Origin of the sequence: Marinobacterium iners DSM 11526, assembly GCF_900107855.1 — a bacterium.
Classification (GTDB): domain Bacteria; phylum Pseudomonadota; class Gammaproteobacteria; order Pseudomonadales; family Balneatricaceae; genus Marinobacterium; species Marinobacterium iners.
This window is the reverse complement of record NZ_FNRJ01000001.1, coordinates 354,269-377,124: the sequence shown is the minus strand read 5'-3', so window position 1 is coordinate 377,124 and position 22,856 is coordinate 354,269. Positions and strand designations below refer to the sequence as shown.

Annotated in this window: 21 protein-coding genes; 10 read left to right on the top strand and 11 right to left on the bottom strand. The window is 53.5% G+C overall.

Annotated elements, in window-relative coordinates; genetic code table 11:
* Position 1 precedes the first annotated feature (1 nt).
* The 4 genes from BLV48_RS01820 to BLV48_RS01805 form a co-directional block, all read right to left on the bottom strand.
* Entirely contained in the window at positions 2-1,123 is a 1,122-nt protein-coding gene (locus BLV48_RS01820) for a tRNA nucleotidyltransferase/poly(A) polymerase-related protein (protein WP_091822864.1), read from the bottom strand.
* On the bottom strand, positions 1,123-1,440 hold the full coding sequence (gene glpE / locus BLV48_RS01815) for a thiosulfate sulfurtransferase GlpE (RefSeq protein ID WP_091822188.1): 318 nt from the start codon (positions 1,438-1,440) through the stop codon (positions 1,123-1,125). Before glpE ends, BLV48_RS01820 begins: the two co-directional genes overlap by 1 nt.
* A gap of 3 nt (positions 1,441-1,443) precedes the next feature.
* Positions 1,444-2,265 (bottom strand): symmetrical bis(5'-nucleosyl)-tetraphosphatase, encoded by an 822-nt coding sequence (locus BLV48_RS01810; RefSeq protein WP_091822186.1) that lies wholly within the window; start codon positions 2,263-2,265, stop codon positions 1,444-1,446.
* 142 nt (positions 2,266-2,407) lie between these two features.
* Entirely contained in the window at positions 2,408-3,049 is a 642-nt protein-coding gene (locus BLV48_RS01805; RefSeq protein ID WP_175527544.1) for a TorF family putative porin, read from the bottom strand.
* 343 nt (positions 3,050-3,392) lie between these two features.
* Between BLV48_RS01805 and BLV48_RS01800 the strand changes: the two genes are divergently transcribed.
* The 3 genes from BLV48_RS01800 to BLV48_RS01790 all read left to right on the top strand — a co-directional run bounded on the left by BLV48_RS01800 (position 3,393) and on the right by BLV48_RS01790 (position 7,103).
* Positions 3,393-3,701 (top strand): hypothetical protein, encoded by a 309-nt coding sequence (locus tag BLV48_RS01800; RefSeq protein WP_091822179.1) that lies wholly within the window; start codon positions 3,393-3,395, stop codon positions 3,699-3,701.
* A gap of 22 nt (positions 3,702-3,723) precedes the next feature.
* Complete coding sequence (locus BLV48_RS01795; protein WP_091822176.1) at positions 3,724-5,790, top strand: putative bifunctional diguanylate cyclase/phosphodiesterase; 2,067 nt, start codon at positions 3,724-3,726, stop codon at positions 5,788-5,790.
* Between the two features lie 62 nt (positions 5,791-5,852).
* On the top strand, positions 5,853-7,103 hold the full coding sequence (locus BLV48_RS01790) for an MFS transporter (protein WP_139253865.1): 1,251 nt from the start codon (positions 5,853-5,855) through the stop codon (positions 7,101-7,103).
* Between the two features lie 68 nt (positions 7,104-7,171).
* On the opposite strand, the gene BLV48_RS01785 is transcribed toward BLV48_RS01790, so the two are convergent.
* The 6 genes from BLV48_RS01785 to BLV48_RS01760 are packed head-to-tail and all read right to left on the bottom strand — an operon-like array spanning position 7,172 to position 13,416.
* Complete coding sequence (locus BLV48_RS01785) at positions 7,172-7,813, bottom strand: hypothetical protein (RefSeq protein ID WP_091822169.1); 642 nt, start codon at positions 7,811-7,813, stop codon at positions 7,172-7,174.
* A 1-nt stretch (position 7,814) separates the two neighbouring features.
* Entirely contained in the window at positions 7,815-8,438 is a 624-nt protein-coding gene (locus BLV48_RS01780) for a hypothetical protein (protein WP_091822166.1), read from the bottom strand.
* A 2-nt stretch (positions 8,439-8,440) separates the two neighbouring features.
* Positions 8,441-9,214, bottom strand: coding sequence for an ABC transporter ATP-binding protein (locus tag BLV48_RS01775; protein WP_091822163.1), 774 nt, complete (start codon positions 9,212-9,214; stop codon positions 8,441-8,443).
* A complete protein-coding gene (locus tag BLV48_RS01770) occupies positions 9,207-10,232 on the bottom strand; it encodes a FecCD family ABC transporter permease (RefSeq protein WP_091822159.1) in 1,026 nt (341 codons plus the stop codon). Before BLV48_RS01770 ends, BLV48_RS01775 begins: the two co-directional genes overlap by 8 nt.
* Positions 10,229-11,293: an ABC transporter substrate-binding protein gene (locus tag BLV48_RS01765; protein WP_091822156.1), complete on the bottom strand. Its 1,065-nt coding sequence runs from the start codon at positions 11,291-11,293 to the stop codon at positions 10,229-10,231. The genes BLV48_RS01770 and BLV48_RS01765 overlap by 4 nt, the downstream gene beginning before the upstream one ends.
* Positions 11,293-13,416 carry a TonB-dependent receptor gene (locus BLV48_RS01760; RefSeq protein WP_091822153.1) on the bottom strand — a complete coding sequence of 708 codons (2,124 nt, stop codon included), beginning with the start codon at positions 13,414-13,416 and terminating at the stop codon, positions 11,293-11,295. The genes BLV48_RS01765 and BLV48_RS01760 overlap by 1 nt, the downstream gene beginning before the upstream one ends.
* A gap of 80 nt (positions 13,417-13,496) precedes the next feature.
* Here BLV48_RS01760 and BLV48_RS01755 point away from each other — a divergent pair, with 80 nt between their 5' ends.
* On the top strand, positions 13,497-14,189 hold the full coding sequence (locus BLV48_RS01755) for a Crp/Fnr family transcriptional regulator (protein ID WP_091822150.1): 693 nt from the start codon (positions 13,497-13,499) through the stop codon (positions 14,187-14,189).
* 67 nt (positions 14,190-14,256) lie between these two features.
* On the opposite strand, the gene BLV48_RS01750 is transcribed toward BLV48_RS01755, so the two are convergent.
* A complete protein-coding gene (locus BLV48_RS01750) occupies positions 14,257-15,153 on the bottom strand; it encodes a LysR family transcriptional regulator (protein ID WP_091822147.1) in 897 nt (298 codons plus the stop codon).
* A gap of 119 nt (positions 15,154-15,272) precedes the next feature.
* Here BLV48_RS01750 and BLV48_RS01745 point away from each other — a divergent pair, with 119 nt between their 5' ends.
* The 6 genes from BLV48_RS01745 to BLV48_RS01720 are packed head-to-tail and all read left to right on the top strand — an operon-like array spanning position 15,273 to position 22,808.
* Positions 15,273-17,306 carry a TonB-dependent receptor domain-containing protein gene (locus BLV48_RS01745; RefSeq protein WP_091822144.1) on the top strand — a complete coding sequence of 678 codons (2,034 nt, stop codon included), beginning with the start codon at positions 15,273-15,275 and terminating at the stop codon, positions 17,304-17,306.
* A 16-nt stretch (positions 17,307-17,322) separates the two neighbouring features.
* Positions 17,323-18,078 (top strand): SAM-dependent methyltransferase, encoded by a 756-nt coding sequence (locus BLV48_RS01740; protein WP_091822141.1) that lies wholly within the window; start codon positions 17,323-17,325, stop codon positions 18,076-18,078.
* Positions 18,065-19,639 carry an ABC transporter substrate-binding protein gene (locus BLV48_RS01735; RefSeq protein ID WP_175527543.1) on the top strand — a complete coding sequence of 525 codons (1,575 nt, stop codon included), beginning with the start codon at positions 18,065-18,067 and terminating at the stop codon, positions 19,637-19,639. The genes BLV48_RS01740 and BLV48_RS01735 overlap by 14 nt, the downstream gene beginning before the upstream one ends.
* Positions 19,640-19,665: 26 nt before the next feature.
* The gene (locus tag BLV48_RS01730; RefSeq protein ID WP_175527542.1) at positions 19,666-20,619 is read left to right on the top strand and encodes an ABC transporter permease; all 954 of its coding nucleotides are present in this window, start codon (positions 19,666-19,668) and stop codon (positions 20,617-20,619) included.
* 3 nt (positions 20,620-20,622) lie between these two features.
* A complete protein-coding gene (locus tag BLV48_RS01725) occupies positions 20,623-21,393 on the top strand; it encodes an ABC transporter permease (protein WP_091822131.1) in 771 nt (256 codons plus the stop codon).
* Positions 21,390-22,808 (top strand): ABC transporter ATP-binding protein, encoded by a 1,419-nt coding sequence (locus BLV48_RS01720; RefSeq protein ID WP_091822128.1) that lies wholly within the window; start codon positions 21,390-21,392, stop codon positions 22,806-22,808. The genes BLV48_RS01725 and BLV48_RS01720 overlap by 4 nt, the downstream gene beginning before the upstream one ends.
* The last annotated feature ends 48 nt before the right edge of the window (positions 22,809-22,856 follow it).

Below are 22,856 nucleotides of genomic sequence, written 5' to 3'. Positions count from 1 at the left end.
TTTACTCCTTGTACCGGGCGCAGATTTCGGCCTGCTGTCGGGCCAGCTCCTCTCCCAAAGCCTTGCCGCTGAAGCCCTGCTCAATCAGCGTGCGGGTATCCACTTCAGACAACTGCATCAGCAGTCGTTGCAGAGCGGCTTCCCGCGTTACCGGTATGACGTGGATATGACGGACCAGCTGTAGAAGCGTAGGCATGAGAGCCGGGCGCCTGATCAGGTCTAGTTGTTTCAGCAGCTGTAGCCGTGCGTTGCCGTCAAGCCGGTCAAACTGATACAGACCGTTTACACCCTGGCGCAGTTTCAATGCCAGGTCGCGCATCCGGTTGGGTACGCGGTGCTGGCTGCAAAAATTGCCGATAATGTCGCAGGCCTGTTCTGGCAGTATCGACTCGGTGGCCTGATACAGCAGCAGAGCCAGCGCCATGGCTGGTCGTGCGTCGGTATCGGCAATGCCAGACAGACACTGAGCCAATCGATTTGTGTCCAGCCCTTCCAGTTGGGGAAAGAGGCTGCCCAGCGCCCCCGTTTTTTGCAGCAGGGCGAAGTAATGCGCTGGACTGGAAGTGGTCAGCGCGCGCTCTGTCTCTTGCCAGACACGCTCTGGCGTCAGGTGGGCAAGCTCATCCCCGGCGCTGAGTTCGCGCATCAGTGCCAGCGTTTCGTCAGCAACCTGAAAGCCAAGATCGGCGAAGCGGGCATAGAAGCGCGCCACTCGCAGTACTCGCAGCGGGTCTTCGCTGAAGGCCGGTGATACGTGGCGCAGCATCCGCGTCTTGATGTCATCCTGACCGTGCCAGGGGTCGTGCAGCGTGCCGTCTTCCGCTTCTGCGATGGCGTTGACGGTCAGGTCGCGGCGGCGCAGGTCTTCTTCGAGTGTAACATCCGGGCTGGTATGGAACTGGAAGCCGGTATACCCCTTGCCGCTTTTGCGTTCGGTACGGGCCAGAGCGTATTCCTCACCGGTATCCGGATGCAAAAACACAGGAAAATCACGTCCGACCGGTTTAAAACCCCGACCCAGCATCTCGTCAGGGGTGGCACCGACCACCACCCAGTCTCTGTCCTTGATCTCAAGCCCCAACAGTCGATCCCTGACTGCGCCGCCGACCAAATAGATCTGCATCAGCGGCTGCAACGGTCCGGGCACTGTGCGCGCCAGGCTTCAAAACCACCGTCCAGGCTACAGACCTGTTCAAAACCTTGATGTGCCAGATAGGCGGCTGCCGACTGACTGCTGATGCCGTGGTAGCAGCAGACAATCAAGGGCTGGTCAAAGTCTGCCTGTGCAAGGTACTCCGGCAGGTTGTGGTTGCTGAGGTTGGTTGCATCGCGGATGTGAAGCTTGTTGAAGCTGGTTTCATCGCGGATATCGACTACCTGTGCACCCTGGTCGATCAGGTCACAGGCTTCGGTGATGTTGATACAGCGGTACTCACTCACGTGTCAGTCTCCGGGTGTTGGGTGGTCAGTGCAGGGTTGGCTGAACAGCTGGCCATCATCCAGGCGCAGTGCGCTTAGGGCGTTACCCCATACGCAGCCGGTATCGAGCGAGATGCTGCGCTCATTGCGATGATGCCCCAGTGCAGCCCAGTGGCCGTACAGTTGTATGCGTTTGAGTGGTTTGGCCGGCGGCAGTTCAAACCAGGGGCGAAAACCGTTGGGCGCCTCTTCAGGGCGGCCGCTGGCACTGAATTCCAGCCGCCCTTCGGTCGTGATGAAGCGCATTCGGGTCAAATAATTGGTGATACAGCGCAAACGCGCGGGTCCCTTGAGGTCGTCCTGCCAAAGATCAGGCTGGTTGCCGTACATATTGGCAAAAAAACGTTCGGCCCTGTCGCTTTGGAGCACAGCTTCAAGCTCGGCAGCCAGATTGCGGGCAGTTTTCAGACTCCAGATATGAGGAATGCCGGCGTGGGTCATGACGTAGCCCAGCGACTTGTCATCATGCAGCAGGGGGCGATGCTGCAGCCAGTGCATCAGCTCATCCCGGTCGGGTGCGGTCAGAATCGGTTCCAGTGTGGAGTTTGCTTTCTTTCCGTTGCCATTGTGCAGGGCCAGCAGGTGCAGGTCGTGGTTGCCCAGTACACAGACAGCGCGATCCCCCAAACTTTTGACAAAGCGCAGGCATTGCAGTGAACCGGGACCACGGTTGACCAGATCGCCTGCAAACCAGAGTTGATCCTGGTCGTTGAAGTTGATCTGCTCTAGAAGCTGCATTAATTCGTTATAACAGCCCTGCAGATCACCAATTGCGTAGGTCGCCATTGAGGCTCCAAAACAGTGATACAGGTGGGCATGATAACGGAAGCGGGTACTGATCTGAAACCCGACGGCAGTTGAAAAAAAGAGGCCCCGCAGGGCCCCAAGACAACCTTAGTATGTTCAGTAACGCAGAGGAGATGTCTGATCAGAGATCGAAGGTCTTGCTGATGGTGAAGACGAATTCGGAGTCTTTCTCGCCATCGCCGTCGAGTTCAGTGTCCAACTGTTTGATGAATGCCAGGCTCATGTCCAGACCCTGGATAGTTGTACCGTAACCGGCTTCGACGTAGTCACCTTCATAGTCTTCACCGAATACACCATAGGTCAGGTAGGCACCTTCGTATTCACCTGTCAGGCTGAAGAAGGTGTAGTCGGCGTCATCACCTGCGCCGTCAACATTTTCACGGCCAAGGACAAACTGGGCACTCAGAAATTTGTAACCGCCGCCCAGGATGAGTTCATGGTAATCGGATGCATCATCAACAGTGTAGAAGTAGCCAGCGTAGCCTACATCGTAGGTGAAGTCGCCGATTTCACCGGCGTAGCCACCGTAGAGATCGTATTCGATTTCAGCATCGTCCAGCTGAGCACCCCAGGTGCCGACGTAGAAACCATTACCGAAGTCATAGTCCGCGCCAGCCATCAGGCTGGCGTTGTTGGCGGTCTGATCAATGCCACGGAACCAGTAGTCGCTCATGGCGCCCACGTTGACCGACAGTTCAGCGCTTGCAGCAGCGGATGCAGTCAGCAGGCCGGCAGCGATCAGAGATTTGGTCAGCTTTTTCATCATATTCCCCTTACAGTCTCTTGAAATAGCAAGTCGGGCATTGAGTGCCGCTTGTTGATCCGGTAAAAGCGAAAGCTGTGCCAGTGTTGATAAATACAAATATTTACAATGTGTTACATGGATATGACAATGTTGTGCTCTTGATTTGTGCACCAATAAAACGCACTCGGCTCCAGGAGTGTGCAGCCGTTGGCAATCGTGAGGGCAGGTGATCCAGTTAAAAATGTATTTTGAACAATTTGACACAACCTAAAGGGTTATTGCTTCGCTTTTGATACTAAAGTAGTGTCTTTTCATGGCTGCATTCTCAGTGAGTCACTGTACGCCCGGCAGGAGATCTCAGTTGAAGATCAACATGCCGGTTACACAACAAGAAGAAACGTTTTCAGATAGTGCTAATATTCTTTCTACTCTGTTGATCGTCTGGACCATGCAACCCTGGCGAGAGCTTGCTGCCGAGGCACAGGTGGCAATTGGTGACCCCGTGGCGCGCTATATCTGCACCGGGCGCCATGATGGGATCGGTTGGGTACAATTGGTGATGAAAATGCTGCGCTCGCAGCGTGATGGACTGGTCGGACGGCACGTATTGCGAGTGGCAACGGACTTTAACGCGCTTGCAGCACAATTCTGGCAGAGCAGTGGCGCTTGACGGAATATAACTGGATTGAGCGATGGATAGACAACAGCAGTTTCTGGATCTGACCGGCGATTTTATTGCCAGTGTCGACAAGCATTACCGGATCGAGTTTATAAACCGCTCCGGCCGTGAGCTGCTGGGAATCGGTCAGGAACATGACCTGAGTGTGCAGCCGCTGCACGTCAGCGACTTTCATACCGAAAGTACCTGGCAGCAGCTGTCCCGCGAAATTTTTCCGCAGGTACTGGAATGCGGTTACTGGGCCGGGGTGGTAAATTTCCGCACCCTTGCGGGACATGAAGTGCCTGTCAGCCTCCGCATTTTGCCTCATCTGGATGAGCATGGTCAGGTAACCGGCCTGACCGGTATAGGCCAGGATCAGCGCTTGAAACGTGCCTTTCAAACCCAGGAAGCAATGGCGGAACGCATTCTGGACAGCACCATCGAAGGTATTATCGTCACGGATGCCGCCGCTCGGATCGAGCGGGTTAACCCGGCATTTACCCAAATTACCGGTTATTCTGCATTGGAAGTGATTGGGCAGACACCCAAATTGCTGCGCTCTAATCATCACGAACAGCCCTTCTATGATGCGATGAACGCGTCGCTGCGACGCCACGGCAGTTGGCAGGGGGAGGTCTGGAACCGGCGCAAGAGTGGTGAAGTCTATCTACAGTGGATGTCGGTCAGTGCACTGAAAAATGATAACGGCGTCGTAACCAATTTTGTTTCCATCTTCCATGACCTTACCGAAATGCGTGCAAAAGAGGCGCAAATCGAGGAGCTGGCATTCACCGATCCGCTCACGGGGATGGGTAACCGCTACAAATTGGTGCAGACGCTTGCCCAGCTGCTGAAACGAAACCGAAAACCCTCTACGAACTCAGCCTTGATTGCCTTGATGTGTATCGACATTGGTCAATTGTCACCGATCAATGATCGCTTTGGCATGCGTGGCGGCGACCAGCTGATCAAACGTCAGGCTGAACGACTGCAGCAACACTTGGGCGACAGGCTCAGTTTTTTTCGTCTGACCGGCGATGAGCTGGTGGCTATTATCAATGACCCCCATGACCTGACCGGAATGGCGCGTTATGCCAATGAGTGTATCAGCCAGTTGCAGGTGCCGTTATACCTTGAAGGTGAGACGATTCGCTTGAGTCCTTCGGCAGGGCTGGCGGTTTTCCCCAAAGATGGAGATGATGCCGATACTCTGCTGGCCTGCGCCCAGACAGCGTTGATCGCGGCCAAGCAGGCCGGGCGTGACAGTTATCGTTTCTACGACGAAGCTCTGAGTAACGAATTGCGTCAACGGATGATGCTGGAGCAACAGCTGAGACTGGCGATTCAGCATGAAACCGGTCTGGGGCTTGAACTCTACCTGCAGCCGAAGGTAAACATCATCGACCGTGCGCTGGTGGGAGCAGAGGTTCTGTTGCGTTGGCAACATCCTGAAAAAGGAATGATCTCGCCGGGCGAGTTTATTCCACTAGCCGAAGAAAGCCGTCTGATTGTGGCGCTGGACCGCTGGGTGTTCAGTCAAAGCTGTGCTTTGTTGCAGCAATGGCAGACTCTGCTGCCCGGATTGCCAAGACTGAGTGTCAACCTGTCGGCACGGCAGCTGCAGGAGCCGGATCTGGTTGATTGGTGTCTGCACACCATCGCACTATATGGTTTGGAGGCGCAACAGTTGGAACTGGAAGTGACCGAGACCGCATTTATCAACCTGGCGGACGATGTGTTGCGACAGCTTGCCAGTTTGCGTGCTGCTGGTTTCAGCCTGGCGCTGGATGACTTCGGGACCGGCTATTCCAGCTTGACCTACCTGAGGCGTCTGCCTCTGGATGTGGTGAAAATCGACCGCAGCTTTGTAGCGGACCTGTGTACCGATGCACGTGCGGCTACCTTGCTTAAAGGCATGATCCAGCTGCTCTCTGAGCTGGAGTTCGGAGTGGTGGCCGAAGGGATTGAAACCGATGAACAAGCCCGGCTGCTGCAGGGTATAGGATGCAAGACAGGGCAGGGTTTTCTGTTTTATCGGCCCATGCCGGCAAGCGAATTCATGCAGTTGTATGGGAAAAGCTGCTCGGCTGGCAACTGAGCCCTGATGCTCCATCAGAAAGCTGGCTGGTGTAGAATCGAGAGTTTTTTGGACATTGCATCGTGCCGGATACGCCTGAAACGCCCAGAGACGAGATAGCCTACCCAGAAGCTTACCGTGATCTCGTCGTCGTGAGCCTTGCCCTGTCACTTGCCATGTTGGCCAACACCATGCTGTTGCTGACGGTGCCTTTCATGGCGTTGGAACTGCAGGTCAGCCCTGCCATGATCGGTCTGATTGTGGCAGCTCCCTACGTATTGCCTTTGGTGCTGGCCATTCCAATCGGTGGTTTCGTCGGCCGTATGGGTGCCAGAAACATTATTCTGGCCGGGGCCTTGGGCATGTCTGCGGGGCCTTTATGTTCACTGTTCTTCCCCTCCTTGACGGGTCTGCTGGCCAACCAGGTTATTGCCGGCATGTCTAATATGGTACTTATTATTGCCGCCCAGTCATTGGTGTCCGGGCTTGGACAGGGACGAGTGCTTGAGCGCTGTTTCGGCTGGTACACAATGTGTATGTCAGCCGGGCAGCTATTGGGGCCTCTGCTTGCAGGCTATCTGATTGAACACTACTCGCTGCACCTGTCTTTTGCGACCATCGCTTTCATTCCGCTGCTGTCGTTTGTCAGTGCGCTGTTTTTCTCGTCCAGTGCTGGTTATGGTGGAAAAAGTCAGCGTGGCAATGCCAGTTATGTTGCCCAGTGGCGTTTGCTTCGAACCAACCACGGCGTACAGCTGGCGATCATCATGTCGAGTGTGTCGCTGTTTATCATGGGGGCACACGCAGGCTTCATGCCGATCTACCTTGAAGGGCTTGCCATCAGCGCGAGCCTAATCGGTGTACTGCTAAGCCTCAGAGCGCTGACCTCCATGCTGGTGCGATTGGTGATGTCGCGTATGATCGACTGGCTCGGCGGGCGTACCCGCTCGATTCAAATAGGTGTTGTTGTGGTGACGGGGGCGCTGATGCTTACCGGTATGGTGGGTGACCAGGTCGTATTGTTGGCCCTGCTGACCATAGCGATCGGTGTCGCGGGCGGGATATCTCAGCCGCTGTCGATGGTGATTCTGTCCGAAAGCGTCAGCCGTGAGCAGCGATCTCCCAGTCTGGCTACACGACTGATGGGTAACCGACTTGCTCAGGCATCCGCACCCGTTATGGTTGGTTTTCTGGCTGAGCTTTACGGATTTCCGACCGCGTTCGCCCTCTCAGCCGGCATCCTGTTGTTGCTGTTTCTGGTCTGGTCCTGGCGTGTGGGGCTGGGACACGGGTTTACGGTGGACAGGAGGGATGATCTCCCACCTGTCCAGTGATCGATTTCAGGTTGACTGTTGTGTCTCCTTATTTGGTGATGGGGCCAATTTTGTGTTTCGAGTGATTTTCACTGGGTTGAAGTCCCATCTGGCTCAAGTGACCACCTGGCTGCGCCTTGCTTTAACCAAGGCAGAAATCCTTTTAAAAAACGCGTCGTCGAAGGCATGAAGTAGCTGCCATGGTGATAACAGGGGTCCAGAGTGCTGACAATGCGTCGGCCGGGGCCGCTGCTGCTGTCGTCGTAGAGCACAGACCCGCCTTCCACTGCATCGATCAATGATACTGCTCCTTCAGGTATGATCAGGGTGCCGTGGCGGTGCCAAGTGGCGTCGTCCAGGCTGATATACCGGAACAGATCATGTTCGGGTGTGCTCATGCGTAGGCCTGAGTCCTCACCTGGCGTGAGCCACCACCAGAAGTTGGTCATGCCAGGCGTCCACTCAACCCCTTTCAGCCATTGCTCACAATGGCTTTCTCCCAGTGCAATGACTGTTTTCCCCTCGGCCAGAAAGTCGGCGATTCGGTCACGAGCGGCGATCAGGTCGGCCGGGTTTTGGCGGCTGGCAATATATAGACAATCTACCTCGGACAAGTCAGCGTCGGGCAGGTCCAGTACGTAGATATTGCGGTCGAAGAACGGCTTGAGTTCTGGATCGTTATAGGTGGCGTGGTGGTAGTAGGTGCCACCATCAATAAAGGCAATACGCATCTTAATGGGCCTCCTCGGTTAATTCGGAAGCGCTGGCACACACCCAGTCCAGCAGCTGGGGAGCGATGCGAGCGGCGCTGGACTTATCGTTCAGGTACATCCACATGGTATTGCCGCTATGCATGAAAACCTGGCCACCTTCGGGGCGTTGCCAGACCCAGTCGATGGGCGACCCATCCTGTTTCAATCGATGCAATACCTGTGCATCTGCCGGCGGAGGGTTGGCGCCGCGGGCATAGAATCCGGCCACGCCACGGCGGAAACTCAAATCCTGGCAGTCGACCCCGTCAAACACGGGATGCGTATGAACGCGCTCAACCACAAGGTCATCACGTCCGCGTCCTGCTGCCACTTGAAAAGGCTCAAGTCCATCAATCAGGGGATAAACGAGATGGCCATTAAAGACGATGGTGCCGCCAGCATTAAGGCAATCCATCAAGCCGTCTTTCATGCCCAGCAGGGCTTTTTGGTCAATATGGGCTTCAATCAGAAGTACTTGGCTGGCGCGCAGGTCGTCGGCACAGAGGTCTCTCACAGAACGCGAGGCTATGCCTCGTGCTTCCAGAGCTTGTACAAAGGCTGGCAACTCATGCGATATGGCTCGCAGGTGCAAAATGTTCATCATGTTTAGTATTCCTGTGTTTTCAGGTCTGAAAAGATGGGTACGGCGGTGCCTTGATGAGGCAGTTCATCCATGGCTACACGGCGCACGGGCAGGCGATAGAGACGTGACAGGGCGTCTTCGGTCATCACCTGATCAGGTGTGCCGAAGGTGTGCTCGCCGGCCCCAAACAACAGGAGGGTATGGCTAGCGAATTCCAACGCATGCTGCGGTGAGTGGGTGCTCATCACGATAGTCATTCCATTGTCAGCCAGATCGCGCAACAGGCGAAGGATCAGAGCCTGGTTATGCCAATCCATGGCGGCACTTGGTTCGTCCAGCAACAGGATATCGGCGTCGGTTGCAAGGGCTCGGGCCATAAGCACCAGTTGGCGCTCGCCACCGGAAAGCGAAGCAAAGGCACGCCGGGTCAGGTGTTCGGCTTCGACTCGATGCAGCGCGGCTTCTGCTGCGACGTAGTCAGCCTTGCCCGGCGCCCGCAACAGTCCGATCTGACCGGAGCGTCCCAGCAGCACCATCTCCAGTGCAGTGAGTGGTAGTGCCGGATGCACTTCCTGGGGTACAAAACCAAGCTTGCCGTTGTGCTCAACTCGGCCGCGCAGTGGCTCAAGCGAGCCGGATAGAATCTTCAGCAAGGTGGACTTGCCGACACCATTGGCGCCCAGCAGGGCGCAGAAACTGCCCTGGGGCAGACTCAAGCTCAGCGCGTTCAGCACCGGGTGGTCGGCATAGGCGTGGCCGATGCCTTCCAGCTGCAGGCCGTTAATTGACTCAACCATGCAAACTTCTCCCCAGGCGGCGCACCAGAAAGGCAAACAGGGGCGCGCCCAACAGTGCGGTCAGCACGCCCAAAGGAATTTCCACCTCGCTGACGCTGCGTGCCAAGGTGTCCACCAATACCAGATAGATAGCGCCTGCCAGCAGGGTATTGAGCATGAAGCTTCGGTGGTCGGTGCCAAAAGCCATGCGCACCAGATGGGGCACCACCAGACCGACCCAGCCCACCACGCCGCAAACGGCAACACTGGACGCGGCAATCAGGCCGACAGCCAGCAATGCCAAGGTGCGTGCGCGGCGCACCGGCACGCCCAAGGCACGGGCATCACGGTCACCTACCGAGAGCGCCATCAGATGGAATCTCAAGCTGTACAGCAACGCCAGACTGATGCCGGTGCAGGGCAAGGCAAGCATCAGTTTGGCACTGTCGGCGGCGGACAGGCTGCCCATCAGCCAGAATACAATGGCTGGCAGCTGGTTCTGTGGGTCAGCCACCAGTTTGACCAGTGATACTCCAGAAGCGAAAACGGCACTGACGACAATACCTGCCAGTACCAGTAATACGGTACCGCTGCCGCGAGCTTGCTTCCCCCCAGCCAACCAAAACACCGCCACAAGTGAGATGAGGCCAAATACCAGAGCACCGATCACCACCGGCCAGCCATCCCCGGCGAACAGGAAGGCCAGTACGCCACCGAAGGCGGCACCGGAGGACACGCCAAGCAGTTGGGGCTCTGCCAGCGGGTTGCGGAACACGCTTTGCAGCGCGGCTCCAGCTCCGGCGAGACCTGCCCCTATGACAGCCGCCAGCAGGATGCGGGGCAGTCTAACCTGCTCGACCACCCGTTGTTCGATCGGACTCCAGTCTCCCACGCCCAGAAGCGGCGCCAGTAGAATATGGCCAACCGTCTCGGGCGCAATCAGGTAACGACCGGTGCCCAATGCCAGAACCATGACAACCAACATCAGAAGAAACAGAGCCATCGTCACAAGAGGCAGTGGCAAGGTGCGCTGGTTCATGATTCCTCCTTGGCAAATAGACGATGGTAGTCGCGACTGCCCGCGTTGAGCTCCAGTTTAAGCAAGTCATCCAGATCCTGTTCGCTAACCTCGTAGTCATATAACAGGCGATAGCCTTCACGAATGCGTTGGCGAAGGTCGGGTTCAGCGTGCTCGGGATGAGCCAGTGAAAACAGCCAGTCCAGTGAAAGCGGTGTTTCCTGGCTTGGCGGATCCCAGCGGAAGCCGCCATAGGGATAAACATACACACGACGCTCGCGAACGGCGCTGATGCCCTGCAGACGTGGGTCATCATAGAGATCCTCGGGCGAGAGGCCCGGCTCGAAGTTATTGAGCAAAATCAGCTCCGGATCCCAGACCATCAACTGTTCAATGTCCACGCTGGCAAAGCCGGGCACTTCGGCGGCCATGTTCAGTGCGCCTACCTTGCCCAGGTCCGACCCCATGCTGGTATTGGCTCCGGCTACCTGAAAACCGGAACGAGTGCGAAACAAGTAGAGAGCACGAGGCTGTTGCTCGACGTTGGCAGCCTGCTGGCGGATCTGGTCAAGTCGCTGCTCGAACCAGTTGGCCAAACGGTTGCCGCGTTCGGTCTTGCCCAATGCCTGACCGACCATACGTAACCAGTCGGCGGCCCAGGCACTGTCGCCGTATTTCAAGGTCAGTACCGGCAGGCCCAGCTGACGCAGCGGAGTAACGATATTCGCGCCCCGGTCGCCCCACTGGAACACCAGGTCCGGTGCCTGGCTGGCCAGGGCCTCCACATTGGGCACAAATCCCTCGCCGGACATGTTGTAGGGAATCTGCTCGGCTTCAGGGAAGATCCGTCCAAGCAGTCCGTAGTCGATATCCATGCGACTGGCCTTGTGCATGCCGACCAAGCGTTCGGTGCCTTGGTCGATAGCCATGATCATGGAAGCCAGAGGAATAGTGATCGACACGACCCGTTCGACCTTATCTGGAACATTGACCACATATCCGTTCTGGTCCTGGACTGGCAGGGCTTGGGCCTGCGCGGTCATCAGTGCCACGAACAGGCCGGGCAGCAGCTGTTTGCGCATCAGTAGTCCACCGTCAGTTTCACCAGAAAGGAACGGCCGGGCTCAACCAGTGGATTGCCGACCAGCTCATTACTGAAGTTGAGATCTTCGTTGATTGAGGGGTTGCGGCCTTCCCGATCGAACAGGTTTTCCACACCGACCCGCAGTTTCCAGTCCTGCCAATCCGCACCCATGACCCGGTCCAGGTCCATGCCGGCATAGATGTTGGTGATGGCATAGCTGGCGGTTTCTCGTTCCTGGCTGGTATCGATACGGGTCTTGCCCTTGTAGGCACGGACACTGGCCTCGCTGTACCAGCCCAGACCGTCATAGCGCAGGCCGACACGACCGGACAGTGGTGCAATATAGGCCAGCGGTGTACCCGTGCTGTCATCTGTACCGCGGGTGCTGGTCAACGCATATTTCAGGCTCCAGTTGTTGGTAAGGCGGGTGCGGCCATCAATCTCAACGCCACGGATGGTCGCTTCACTTATGTTCCGGCGCTGATAAAGATCATTTGAAACGTGCGCCAGGCTAATCAGGTCCTTGTAGCGGCTCTCATAAGCGGTCAGGTTCAGCTCTGTATTCTCACCGTACCAGCGCAGGCCGAGCTCCCCGGTAATGTTGGTCTCTTCCTCAAGCTGCGGGGAGGGCAGCGTGGTCACCGTACCCGCTACGCTGGTAATGGTCATGTCCATACCTGAGGGTGCACGAAAGCCTCGGCTAAGGTTGCCGACCAGATGTAAGTCGGGTGTGAGACGGTAGATCCCCCCAAGGCTGCCGGTGACGGCAAAGAAGTTGTTACTGAGATTGTCTTCGAATGCTGCCCGTTGGGTAGGTGTTTCACTTGCGAGCGCATCACCGATGTCGATCTTGGAAAAATCACCACGCAGGGTGCCGCTGAGGGACCATTTTTCGTTAATGAACCAGTCATCACTGATATAGGTGCCTATATTCAGCATCTCTGAATCGCGTTCCATCGGGTGCCAGTCAACATGGCCAATCAGATCGCCATTCGTGTTATAGCGGTTGATTTGCCGGGTTCGGCCGTCGAAAGCTTCATGGAAGAAATCACCTCCGTAGCTGAGAGAGTGGTCACCCAGCTGCTTCTGTGCGGTGATGTGACCTCCGAAAATTGTGGGACTGTAAACCTTGATATGGGCAAGTGCTGTCACGTTCGGGCTTTTGGCATTACGGTTGTAGATATCGGTCTCGAAGTCACGTATGTACATGCCAGCATCCAGACTGTCAGCCAGTGCCCCCCAGTTTTCGCCTTGGTAGCCAAGACGCAGATAGCGTTCGATGATTGGGTCTTCGTTCACTTTGACATAAGGTGCACCGGGCGCGCCCCCCAGCCCTCCCGCACGGCCAGTAGATACATCCTGATAACGACCGGACAACTCCCAACGTGAGGTTTCGCTTGGGCGGTAGCCGATATTGAAGTCCAACCCCTGCATGCTGTACTCGCTGTTATCGGCAGTACCCAGCGGGCTGTCGTAGTCACCGGCTTCGCGGTTGTGAGCGCCAATTAGAATATCGAAGCCGTTACCGCCGCCGACCAGTTCAACGCGTCCACCGGCCATATCGCTACCGCTTTCGAATTGCAGAGCACGCAGCTTGGGCGACAGAGCAAAGTCTTGGTCCGGATCTATCTTGGCGCGACGAGTGACAATATTGATTACGCCGTTCATTGCATCCGAGCCGTACAGGGCTGACGCAGGCCCTCGTATCACCTCGATGCGCTCGATGGATTCGGGGTCAATCATGTTGAATTGAAGGGTGCTGCGGCCACGATAGCGCTCGCCATCAATGGCAAGGATGGTGCGTCCGGTGTTGCTGTTGAAACCACGAGTCACCAGCTGGCCGCCCAATCCTCCAGATCGTGAAAATTCAATGCCAGGCAGCTCTTCCAATAAAGATTGCAGCCCACCAGAACCGATTCTTTCTGAAATTTCATCAGCAGTAATGACACTGATGGTTCTGGGAGAATCCATGGCAGCAAGCTTTGAACGTGTAGCAGAAATAGTCATTGTATCCAGTGCATGGGTGCCGCTCGGCAAGTGTGTCCCGGCCTGCGCAGCCGAAATCGTCAGAATGCCCATCGTGGTGAGAACGTAGCTCAAATGCCGAGGTTTCAGTAGCATCTATCTGTCCCTTGTAAGTTAATCTAATTGATATGTATTATCATTAGCATCCATTATCTTCTATTGTCGGTCGTAACCAAATGACAATTATCAAGACCTACTCGCCAGAATTTCGTCGGGCGAAAGAGATGTTCAAGGGGTTGTCTTTTCTGAAAACGGTTCCTGCAGATCAGCTTGATAGCTTTGTAATCGCGGGGAATATCCTCGCCTACGAGAATGATGAGCGTATTTTTTATCAGGGGGAGCGAGCTGAGTATTGGTACCTGGTGATCGATGGGCGCGTTGATACTCTTCGGGAAGGCGCTGATGGAGAGTTCCGCGTGGTTCAATCCATTAAGCCGGGTCAGCTTCTGGCACCGATAGTTATGTTCATGCCTGAGCCAACGTACCCTGTGTCATCAAGAGTCGTGGGTTTAACAACCCTGTGTCGCTTGAAACGCGATCAGTTGCATGCACTTTGCCATGCACATTCCGAAGTGGCGGTGGCAATGCTGGAGGTGGCAGGGATCGCCTTGAGTAACCGTATCAATGAGGTTGAAAATCTGTCCAGCCGAAATGGCCCGCAGAGGCTTTCTACTTATCTACACACGCTTTACCAGGAGCAAGGCGCCGAGATAAGGCTGCCCCTAAGTCATCGGGAGTTATCGGCGAAACTGGGGATCAGGCCAGAAACACTCAGCAGACTGTTCCGTAGCCTGCGTGAACAAAAGGTGCTGGAGGGTAAACGGCTGAACTGGCTGGTGTTGGATCCGAAGCGGCTCGAATGCCAGTAGCTTTGAGCGGAGGGGTAGCCAGATAACCCCTGTTGAGTCGTATGAGTTGATTTGTGAAATAAAGTCTTTAGGGTGCAAAATCCCATCGTTTGGGTAGCTGCTGTGTGAGCCATTCCTGCAGCGCGGTGACGGCAGCCGTTTTTTTCTGAGGGTGGTAGTGAATACGAAGTTGAACATCATGGCCCCTGATGTTCGGATATATGCGCCTCAGCCCCTGTAGTCCATGGCGTCGGCACTCCGCAACCCAGCATGGCAGCAAGCCAATACCATAGCCTAAAGCAATCGCATCAGCTCGCATGTGTAGAGAGTTTATTTTCATGCGTTCTTCTATGTGCAGGGTGAGGGCCGCCTTGCTGTCATCGGTGTATAGCTGGATTATCTCTCCTGCATCTGCACTGCAAATCCAGCGATACTGTTCCAGCTTTGTAGTATTCGAGATGCTGTTTTTAAGCGACACTGCAGCGTAGAGCCCTTGCTCCCAGCGTCCGAGCAAGCGAGATTTGAGTTCCGAGCAAAAGGTGCGGTCACAACAACTGATCAACAAGTCCAGGTCGGTTTTTTGATGAGCACCATTTTCATCCAGAATTCTTATATCCAAACTGACATCCGGGTATGCCTCGCCAAAGCGGTTGAGAGCATCAGTGGACCAGCCTCGTGATAGCTCAGAACAAAGTCCCACACGCAGCTCCCCTGAGGGCTCCTTTTTCAGCGTGTTAATTGCTTGACGTCCTTCGTCGGCGAGCCGCAGAATTTTTTCTGCATATTCGGCATAGCACAACCCAGCTGATGTCAGCGATAAACGCCGCCCGTTTTGATACGTAAGCGGTTGTCCCAATGATATTTCCAGATTTGCAAGTCGACGGCTTAAGGTGGACTTGGGTTCATCCATGTGTTGTGCCGCTTGAGTCAGACTTTCGCAATCACGTAAGGCCAGCAAGGTCTTCATCGCAGCAATTTCACTCATGACGTTTCAACTTTCCTGAACAATTCGTTGCATTCCGATGGCTGTATTGTCAGGGGTAATTTACCCTAATATTAAGATAATGAGAATCATTATTAATACTAATTGAGTAAGGAAGTTCTATGGTTGTTCGGTTCGGATGGAAAAAGGAACTTGTTTGCGTAATTGTGCTGGCTCATGGCGCGACTGCCACTGCGGAAACGATCAGAAACGGAGATCCCGAAACAACTGATGATCAGAAAATTGTTGTATTGGGTCAGTCAGTTACAGCATTAGGCAACACTATTCTGGGTGCCGAATCTATTCAGGAGCAACTCAGCTTCAGTAGTCGAGATATGTTTCGCTCAGTGCCCGATGTAACCATAGGTGGCGGGGGCCGTAATGCGCAACGGATTTATTTAAATGGAATTGAAGGCAGTAACCTCAATATCAGTGTTGATGGGGCAAGAAGTGGGCGCAATCTGCATCAGCATCGTGGCGGCTTTGGGGGAATAGATCCAGACTTGTTGCAACGGGTAGAAATTGACTCAACTACGGGGGTTGCTGACGGTCCAGGTGGGTTGGGTGGCTCTATCCGTATGACGACGATGAATGCGCGTGAAATGCTGCAGCGCTATGGTCATGGAGATAGCTTTGGTGCGCGTTTAAAGACGGGGTATAGCTCTGTTGATGAGGGTAAGCATGGTGATGTCAGTCTGTATGGTATGGCCTCAGAACATTTTGGGGTTTTGGCCCATGTTGCTGCTGACAATCGTGGTGACTATGAGACAGGGAGTGGCAGGAGTGCTATCGGTTCAGGTGGGCAAGACCGAGATTACCTCTTGAAAGTCAGTATGCTCGACTTCAACGATCAGGATCTACACCTTGGGCTGAGTCGCAGTCAAAATGCCGGACTTTATGCGCGAGGCAGTAATGGCAGTGATATGGGGTATCTGCCCGAGAACCCCACCGGGCCCTCCTCGCGTGTGCAACAGAGAACTGAAGAAGACCGACTGACACTTGAGCATCGTTGGAATTCTGATCATCAAGCGCTGGATCTCAGGACTAACCTGTACCGTACTGAAAACAGGCTAAGTTATCCCGGTAGCAGCATTAGCGATATTTTCACGCGAGAATGGGGTATGGCCATTCGCAACGATAGTCACTATGCATTGGCAGGTTTTCCTTCCAGGCTGACTGTTGGTGCCGATTGGTTTGAGGAAACGGCTCATACCAACGCACTGGATATGCAAGATGCAATGGGCTGGCCCGACTTGCGTGGACAAAAAGTGGAATATACCAGCAAGAACCTGGGCGTTTTTGTAGAAAACCAAATCGAACTGGGCTCGCTGACTACCACAGTTGGGCTTCGCCTTGATGATTTCAGCAGTAATTATGGCCCGATTCAGGTGAGCGGTAATGACATTTCACCTGCCTTTCGTTTTGACTATCGCTTCGATAATGATTTTTCAGCCTTTGCAAGTTACAGCAAGGCTGCCCGTGCCAGTGGAGTTATCCCTGTAGGTTTTCTTGGTCGCCTGAACCACACGACCCAAGCGCAGGGTGGTAACCTTGATCCGGAAAAATCCCGCCAGCATGAACTCGGTGTTCGTTACACACCAGAGCGCCTGCCTTTAACCGTTCAACTCAAGACGTTCCAGACGCGAATTGATGACACGATTCAAACTGTTGGTCGTGGCAGTGCTCCTCTGGGACGCGGTGATATTTTTAATGGTGACCGGCTCGAGGTCAGCGGTTGGCAGCTGAGTGCTCAATGGGATGCCGGCCGGTATAGCAGTCAGCTCGGGCTGAATATCCTGGATGTGGAATATGGTGGAAAGGACCCTGGTGCCGTACGTCGTTTGACGGCTCCAACTGGAGATACCCTTGTTTGGGATAACCGTTGGCAGGCAACTGATACCTTGAGTTTTGGCTATAAACTCGAGCTGGTTGCTGATTTGAAAGACGTGCCACAGGGCGAGCCGCAAAGAGATGGCTACCACATCCACAGCGTAAGGGCGCATTGGAGCCCGGTACAGGATCTTGAGCTTGCGCTTGCCATCGACAACATGTTCGACCGTCGCTATGCAAACCATACCAGTCTATTCAGTCAGTCAACAGGTGTTCTGGATGAGCCAGGGCGTGATGTTCGTCTGAGCTTGGCATACAACTTCTAAACAGAGAGCGTTATTTATGAGTACCAAGACAGTTCCGACTACGCCTACCCCGACACAAGGTGAGATGTACCTGGTGAGTGCCGGTATCGGCGACGCGGATAACCTGACACTGAAGGCGTTGAAGACCATTCAAAGTGCCGACCTGATCCTTGCTATGCCATTTGTTGAAAAACAGCTTGCTGAACATTTTCCTGAAGGTGTTGAGATCTTGGATGCGGGACACGGATTATTTACTTCTCTGGCGCGAAGTGGAGTTGATAGTTCTGAGATTGAAAAGCGGGAAACTCACGTTCGTCACCGTGTGCGTCAGGCCGTTTCAGAAGGTCTTTGTGTGGTAGTGGTTGAATTTGGTGATCCAACACTGTTTGGTCCACAGGTCGGCTACCTGGGGGAGTTTCATGACCTCAATCCGGTGATTATACCGGGTATATCCAGTTTCAATGCGGCCAATGCCTTGCTGGCCCAGCCTCTGCTACATAGCAGTAGCCAAAGATTGATGATGACGACTGCAGGAGGCATCAAGGACTATACAGGTATACCACCGGATGTGTTGGTACTCTTTACCATGCGGTTGAATGTGGAAGAGCTGTGCTCAAACCTGCTGAAACTGTATACGTCGGATACGCCCCTGGTGCTTGTGCTATCTGCAGGATTCAATAAACACGAACGGGTTATTCATTTAACGCTGGAGTCTTTTCGTGAGCAGGGAGAAGAGCTTGAAATACCCTGGGCCTGCCTGATTTATGTGGGGGCAATCGATGTTGACCGCTAAACATACAAAGAGGATTTTGGCAGGATTTCTTCTCCACTGCAGTTTCTTGGTGCCCGCAACGCAGGCTGATGAACAGCGTTTGGTTATTGCTGATGCACGCGGGGATTGGGGGCAGCTGGCACCTTACTTACATATGGCGCGAGGTCCGGGTTACGTTTACACGAGCTTCCTGTTCGATACGTTAGTCTGGAAAGATGAAGAAGGTAATCTCAAACCCTTGTTGGCGAAGCAGTGGTCGAGTGATAAAGATCAGCGATGTCATCATTTCTCACTGGATGATCGGGCTCGGTGGCATGATGGCGAGCCGGTTAACGCTGAGGACGTAATTTTTACCTTGGAGTATGCTCAGGAGCATCGGTATCGTTTCGTAGATGTCAGCGGTATTGATACCGTCAGTTCAAATGGGAATAAAGTCAGCATATGTCTGCAGAGCCCTGATGCGCTTTTCGTCGAACATGTAGCAGGCTCTTTGCCGATTCTTCCACGGCATGTTTATGCTGAGGTTAATGATCCACAGCGTTTCACAAACCCCAAGGCCCTTACGGGATCAGGGCCTTACCGATTGACTGATTACAATCGAGCCCAGGGGTTCTATCACTTATCACGCCATGATAATTGGCATCTAGGGAAACCACGTTACCAAAACGTGATTATTAACCGTCTTTCTCCGCATGCGGCAGCCGCCGCGATGCGAGACGGGCATGTGGATGTTATGAGCATACCGCAAGAGTTTGTGGATCTGTTTCGCAATGCTGGAGCTGATATTTTACAGACGGCTTCAAACCATCCCTATCGTTTGTTATTCAATCACAGTGATCGCTTTGTCGACAAAGTGGCACGTCATGGCGTGGCAAGAGCAATCGACCGTGCACAGCTGGTTGGGCTGGCATTCCACGGGCATGCATTGCCTGCGCGGCCGGCATACCGTCAAGAAGGCAGCCTCGATGGTTTGGACCTGTATGCCTTTGATCCTGAACTTGCCACGGTGCAGCTTCAAGCTGCAGGCTGGACACGATTGCCTGACGGGCGCTGGGCTGATGCAAGCGGCCAACCTATTCATCTGAAGCTAATTGCATCTCCGACTTCAGAGCGCCTGGCTAAGGTATTGGCGCATCAGTTAACTGAATTTGGTTTTCGTCTCAGTATCGCATTGCTTCAGGATGTGCCGCTGACCAAGGCGCTGCAACAAAAAGACTTTGATCTTGCGTTGTTGAGTCAAAGTCACCAAGGGAATCCAGACCGTTTTAGAACATTACTCAGCAGTAACCAAGGGCGCGGTGATCAATACCTTAAGAATACTGAGCTGATTCAATTGCTTGAATTGATGAGGTACCAGCTGAGTTCGGATCAGCGTGAGTCGATGATGATGCATGCTGAACGACTTTATAACGAGGACTTGCCATCATTGCCCTTGGTTAATCCAGTTAATTTTGCAGCTCAACGTCCGGATAGCGGTGCTGCATTCACACCTGGCGGGATAGCGATGGGCGTTCCCCTTCCATTCAACAAACTGGCGCTTTTCAGGTCGGAAAAAACTTCTGAGTCGACAAACACTCAATGATTTTTAAATCCAACATACGGATTAGGGTGCTCAAACCACTGCTCGATAATGCTTTGGCGTTGGTTCTGCTGCTCATCTTGAGTTTTGTATTGCTTCAGAGTTTGCCGGGTAATCAGGCTGATGCGTTGTTGAGCAGCGATATAAGGCCTGATATCAGTGCCGAAGATTATCGTCAGGCAGAAGTACGATTAGGTTTGAATAAATCATTACCAGAGCAGTTCATGGAATGGGTCAGTGGCTTGATACAGGGTGATATGGGGTATTCCTTACTCTACTCGGCACCTGTTGTTGAGGTGCTGATGGGGGCACTGCCCTGGACGCTGGCGTTGGTTGTCATTGCGTTGCCGCTATCATTAATTATCGGCTCATTCCTTGGATTGCTGGCCGGAATTGCGCCTGCTCAAACAGTTTCGCGGATGCTGGTTGGATTGGTGACCCTGCTCAGCAGTCTTCCGGGATTTGTTGTTGCTTTGCTATTACTCAGTCTGTTTGGCATTTCACTGGGCTGGTTTCCAACGGGAGGTGGTATTAGTCTGCAAGCTAAGTTGCACGGTAGCTTTGCTATTATTGATTGGGCTTATCATGCCTTTCTGCCAGTGTTGGCGTTGAGCCTTCATGGCAGTGTGCGCTATTTCTATCTTGCCTATGGATTGGCACAGCAAGTTGGACGCCGTCCATTCATTCAGCATGCACGGATCAGAGGTGTACGAGGATGGCGGTTGCTATGGCGCTGGTATCTGCCGAATGCCATGCCTGAGTTGCTGTCTCGCTTAAGTAGCAGTCTCCCTGGCGTAGTAGGAGCATCTTTACTGATCGAAGTTGTTTTTTCCTACCCGGGAAGCGGGTCGTTGATGCTTGATGCAATCAACAATAGAGACTACCAGCTCTTGCAAGGAGGGCTTTTGTTGACGGGTAGCATTGTCCTGCTTGGAAATACGCTGCTGGATTTGGTAATAGCTGTTTTGACCAACAGAGGCTAAAGGATGAATGCGCGTCTGTTTTTTATGGCTTTGGCTTTATTTGGGCTGCTTATTTGGTGGCTCGACTGGCCTCAGGTAGAGATGAGCGTTCATATATTGCAGCCACCGTCTGTGAAGTACTGGCTGGGAACCGATACGCTTGGCCAGGATGTCTTGCTACGTCTTTTGGAGGCGTTGCCCGGTACGCTGTTGGTCGCGATTTGTTGTGGAATATTGCCGTTGGCTGCAGGGTTAGGTTTGGCTTCCGTGAGCACGTTCTGTGGTGGGTTGGTTGATCGTGCTTTGCTCAAGCTTACGGATATTTTCATGATCATCCCCTCCATTCTTCCACTGATGATCATGTCAGCCTTGCTCGAGCCGGGCGTCAGCACCGTGATTATTCTGATCAGTGCGCTGAGCTGGCCAGATGATTTTCGGGTGTTACGTGCAGCAATACAACGGCAGCTGTTCAGTGATGCGGTGCTTAGCGCACGCCATTTTGGCGCTGCGCGCTTTTATCTACTGAGACGGCACGTCTGGCCCGTTTTGTTCCCCTTAATGGAGGCGTTGTTACTCCAGAATGCTCGCAGGGCAATCATGCTAAGCGCCGGTCTGGCGTTCCTCGGTCTCACTGATCCACGGCTTGCTAATTGGGGCACACTGCTGCTTGAGGCACAGGAACGGATACACCATCCAGCTTTTTGGTGGATGCTTCCAGGGCCGCTCTGTGCGATGACCCTGCTGATACTGCTGCTCAATAATTTCAACGGAAAACGGAATCCCGAACACACATGAACGCCGTTAGCTCCATTCAACAGGTTACAAATGGTGCTCGATATGAACCTTTGGTCCAGTTGAGAAACATTACAGTTACTCTGGATAACAAACCCATATTGCAAAATGTCGACTTTCAACTCGGAGAAAAGCAATGCGTGGCTATCACTGGCCCTTCTGGCGCTGGTAAGAGTACGTTGTTACGGCTATTGGCAGGTATCTATCATGGCCATTTAGAAGGTCATATTGAACATTTTGGTACAGACTGTTTAGCCAGTCCTGACTCTCGTATCGGAATGGTTCCACAGGGGGTGGCGGATAATTTGAACCCTCATATGACCGTAGTCGAACACCTGCTGGATGGTTTGGATATCCACTTCAAGTTGTCACGGCGTGAGTGTCACAAGCGTGCCCATGACTTGGCCAGACAGGTGGCACTGCCACAAGTGCTGCTGAAACGGTACCCACGTCATCTCAGTGGCGGGGAAATCCAGCGTGTACTTTTAGCCTTGGCACTGGTTAGTGATCCGGAGATTCTATTATTGGATGAACCAACAGCAGCACTGGATGAATATACTCGTAATCAAATTTACCAACTGCTGGCTCAGCAAAGGCGAATTCGCACAATTGTATTGGTCACACACGACATGGATCTGGCACGAGCCGTGGCTGATAAGGTGGTGCGGATGGGATCTGGGAAAGTGCTGGAACAGGCTCCAGCCACTAGTCTTTCGTCAGATATTTGTAGTAGAGCCCCTGATACGTTTAAAGAGCCTCTGGTCAGCCCAAGCCAGCAGGTTCTGGAGCTGAGGCAGCTGAATCTGAATCATCATGGGCGTGTATTGTTCAGTAATTTTAAAATGGACCTACTGCGTGGCAGTCTGACCTTGGTGTATGGCGCCAGTGGTTCAGGCAAAACTACTTTGGCGCGTGTATTGGCAGGCTGGGATCCATTACCAGAGGGCACTGAACTCCATCGTAATGGTAAAGCTGTGTTGCTGGCGCAGCATGCAACAGCTGCTTGTGCCAGGCATTTTACCTTGCGACAAATTCTTGAAGAGCCGTTGATAGTGTCACAACAGCCAGTTCACGATTCACAGATACGTCATTGGCTGAAACAAGTGCATCTACCGCATACGGATCAGTTTCTGCAACGCTATCCTGCAAGTCTGAGTGGAGGGGAATTACAGCGTTTACTGCTGGCGCGAGCCATGTTGTCAGAGCCGGAGCTTTTGATAGCGGATGAGCCAACCTCAGCGCTGGATCCTGCACTGCGTGAAGAAATGGTCTCTCTATTACTTACAGTGCAAAGATTGAGCGATTGTACCTTGCTTATTTTTACCCATGACAAAGCTCTTGTGCATCTAACAGGGCAAGCAGGGTGGCAATTGACTTCGTCGGGCTTGTCAGAAAATGGACATTACGTTCAGATATAACTGTAATGTTATAAAATAACATATTAAGATTGATCTAATTTAGATATT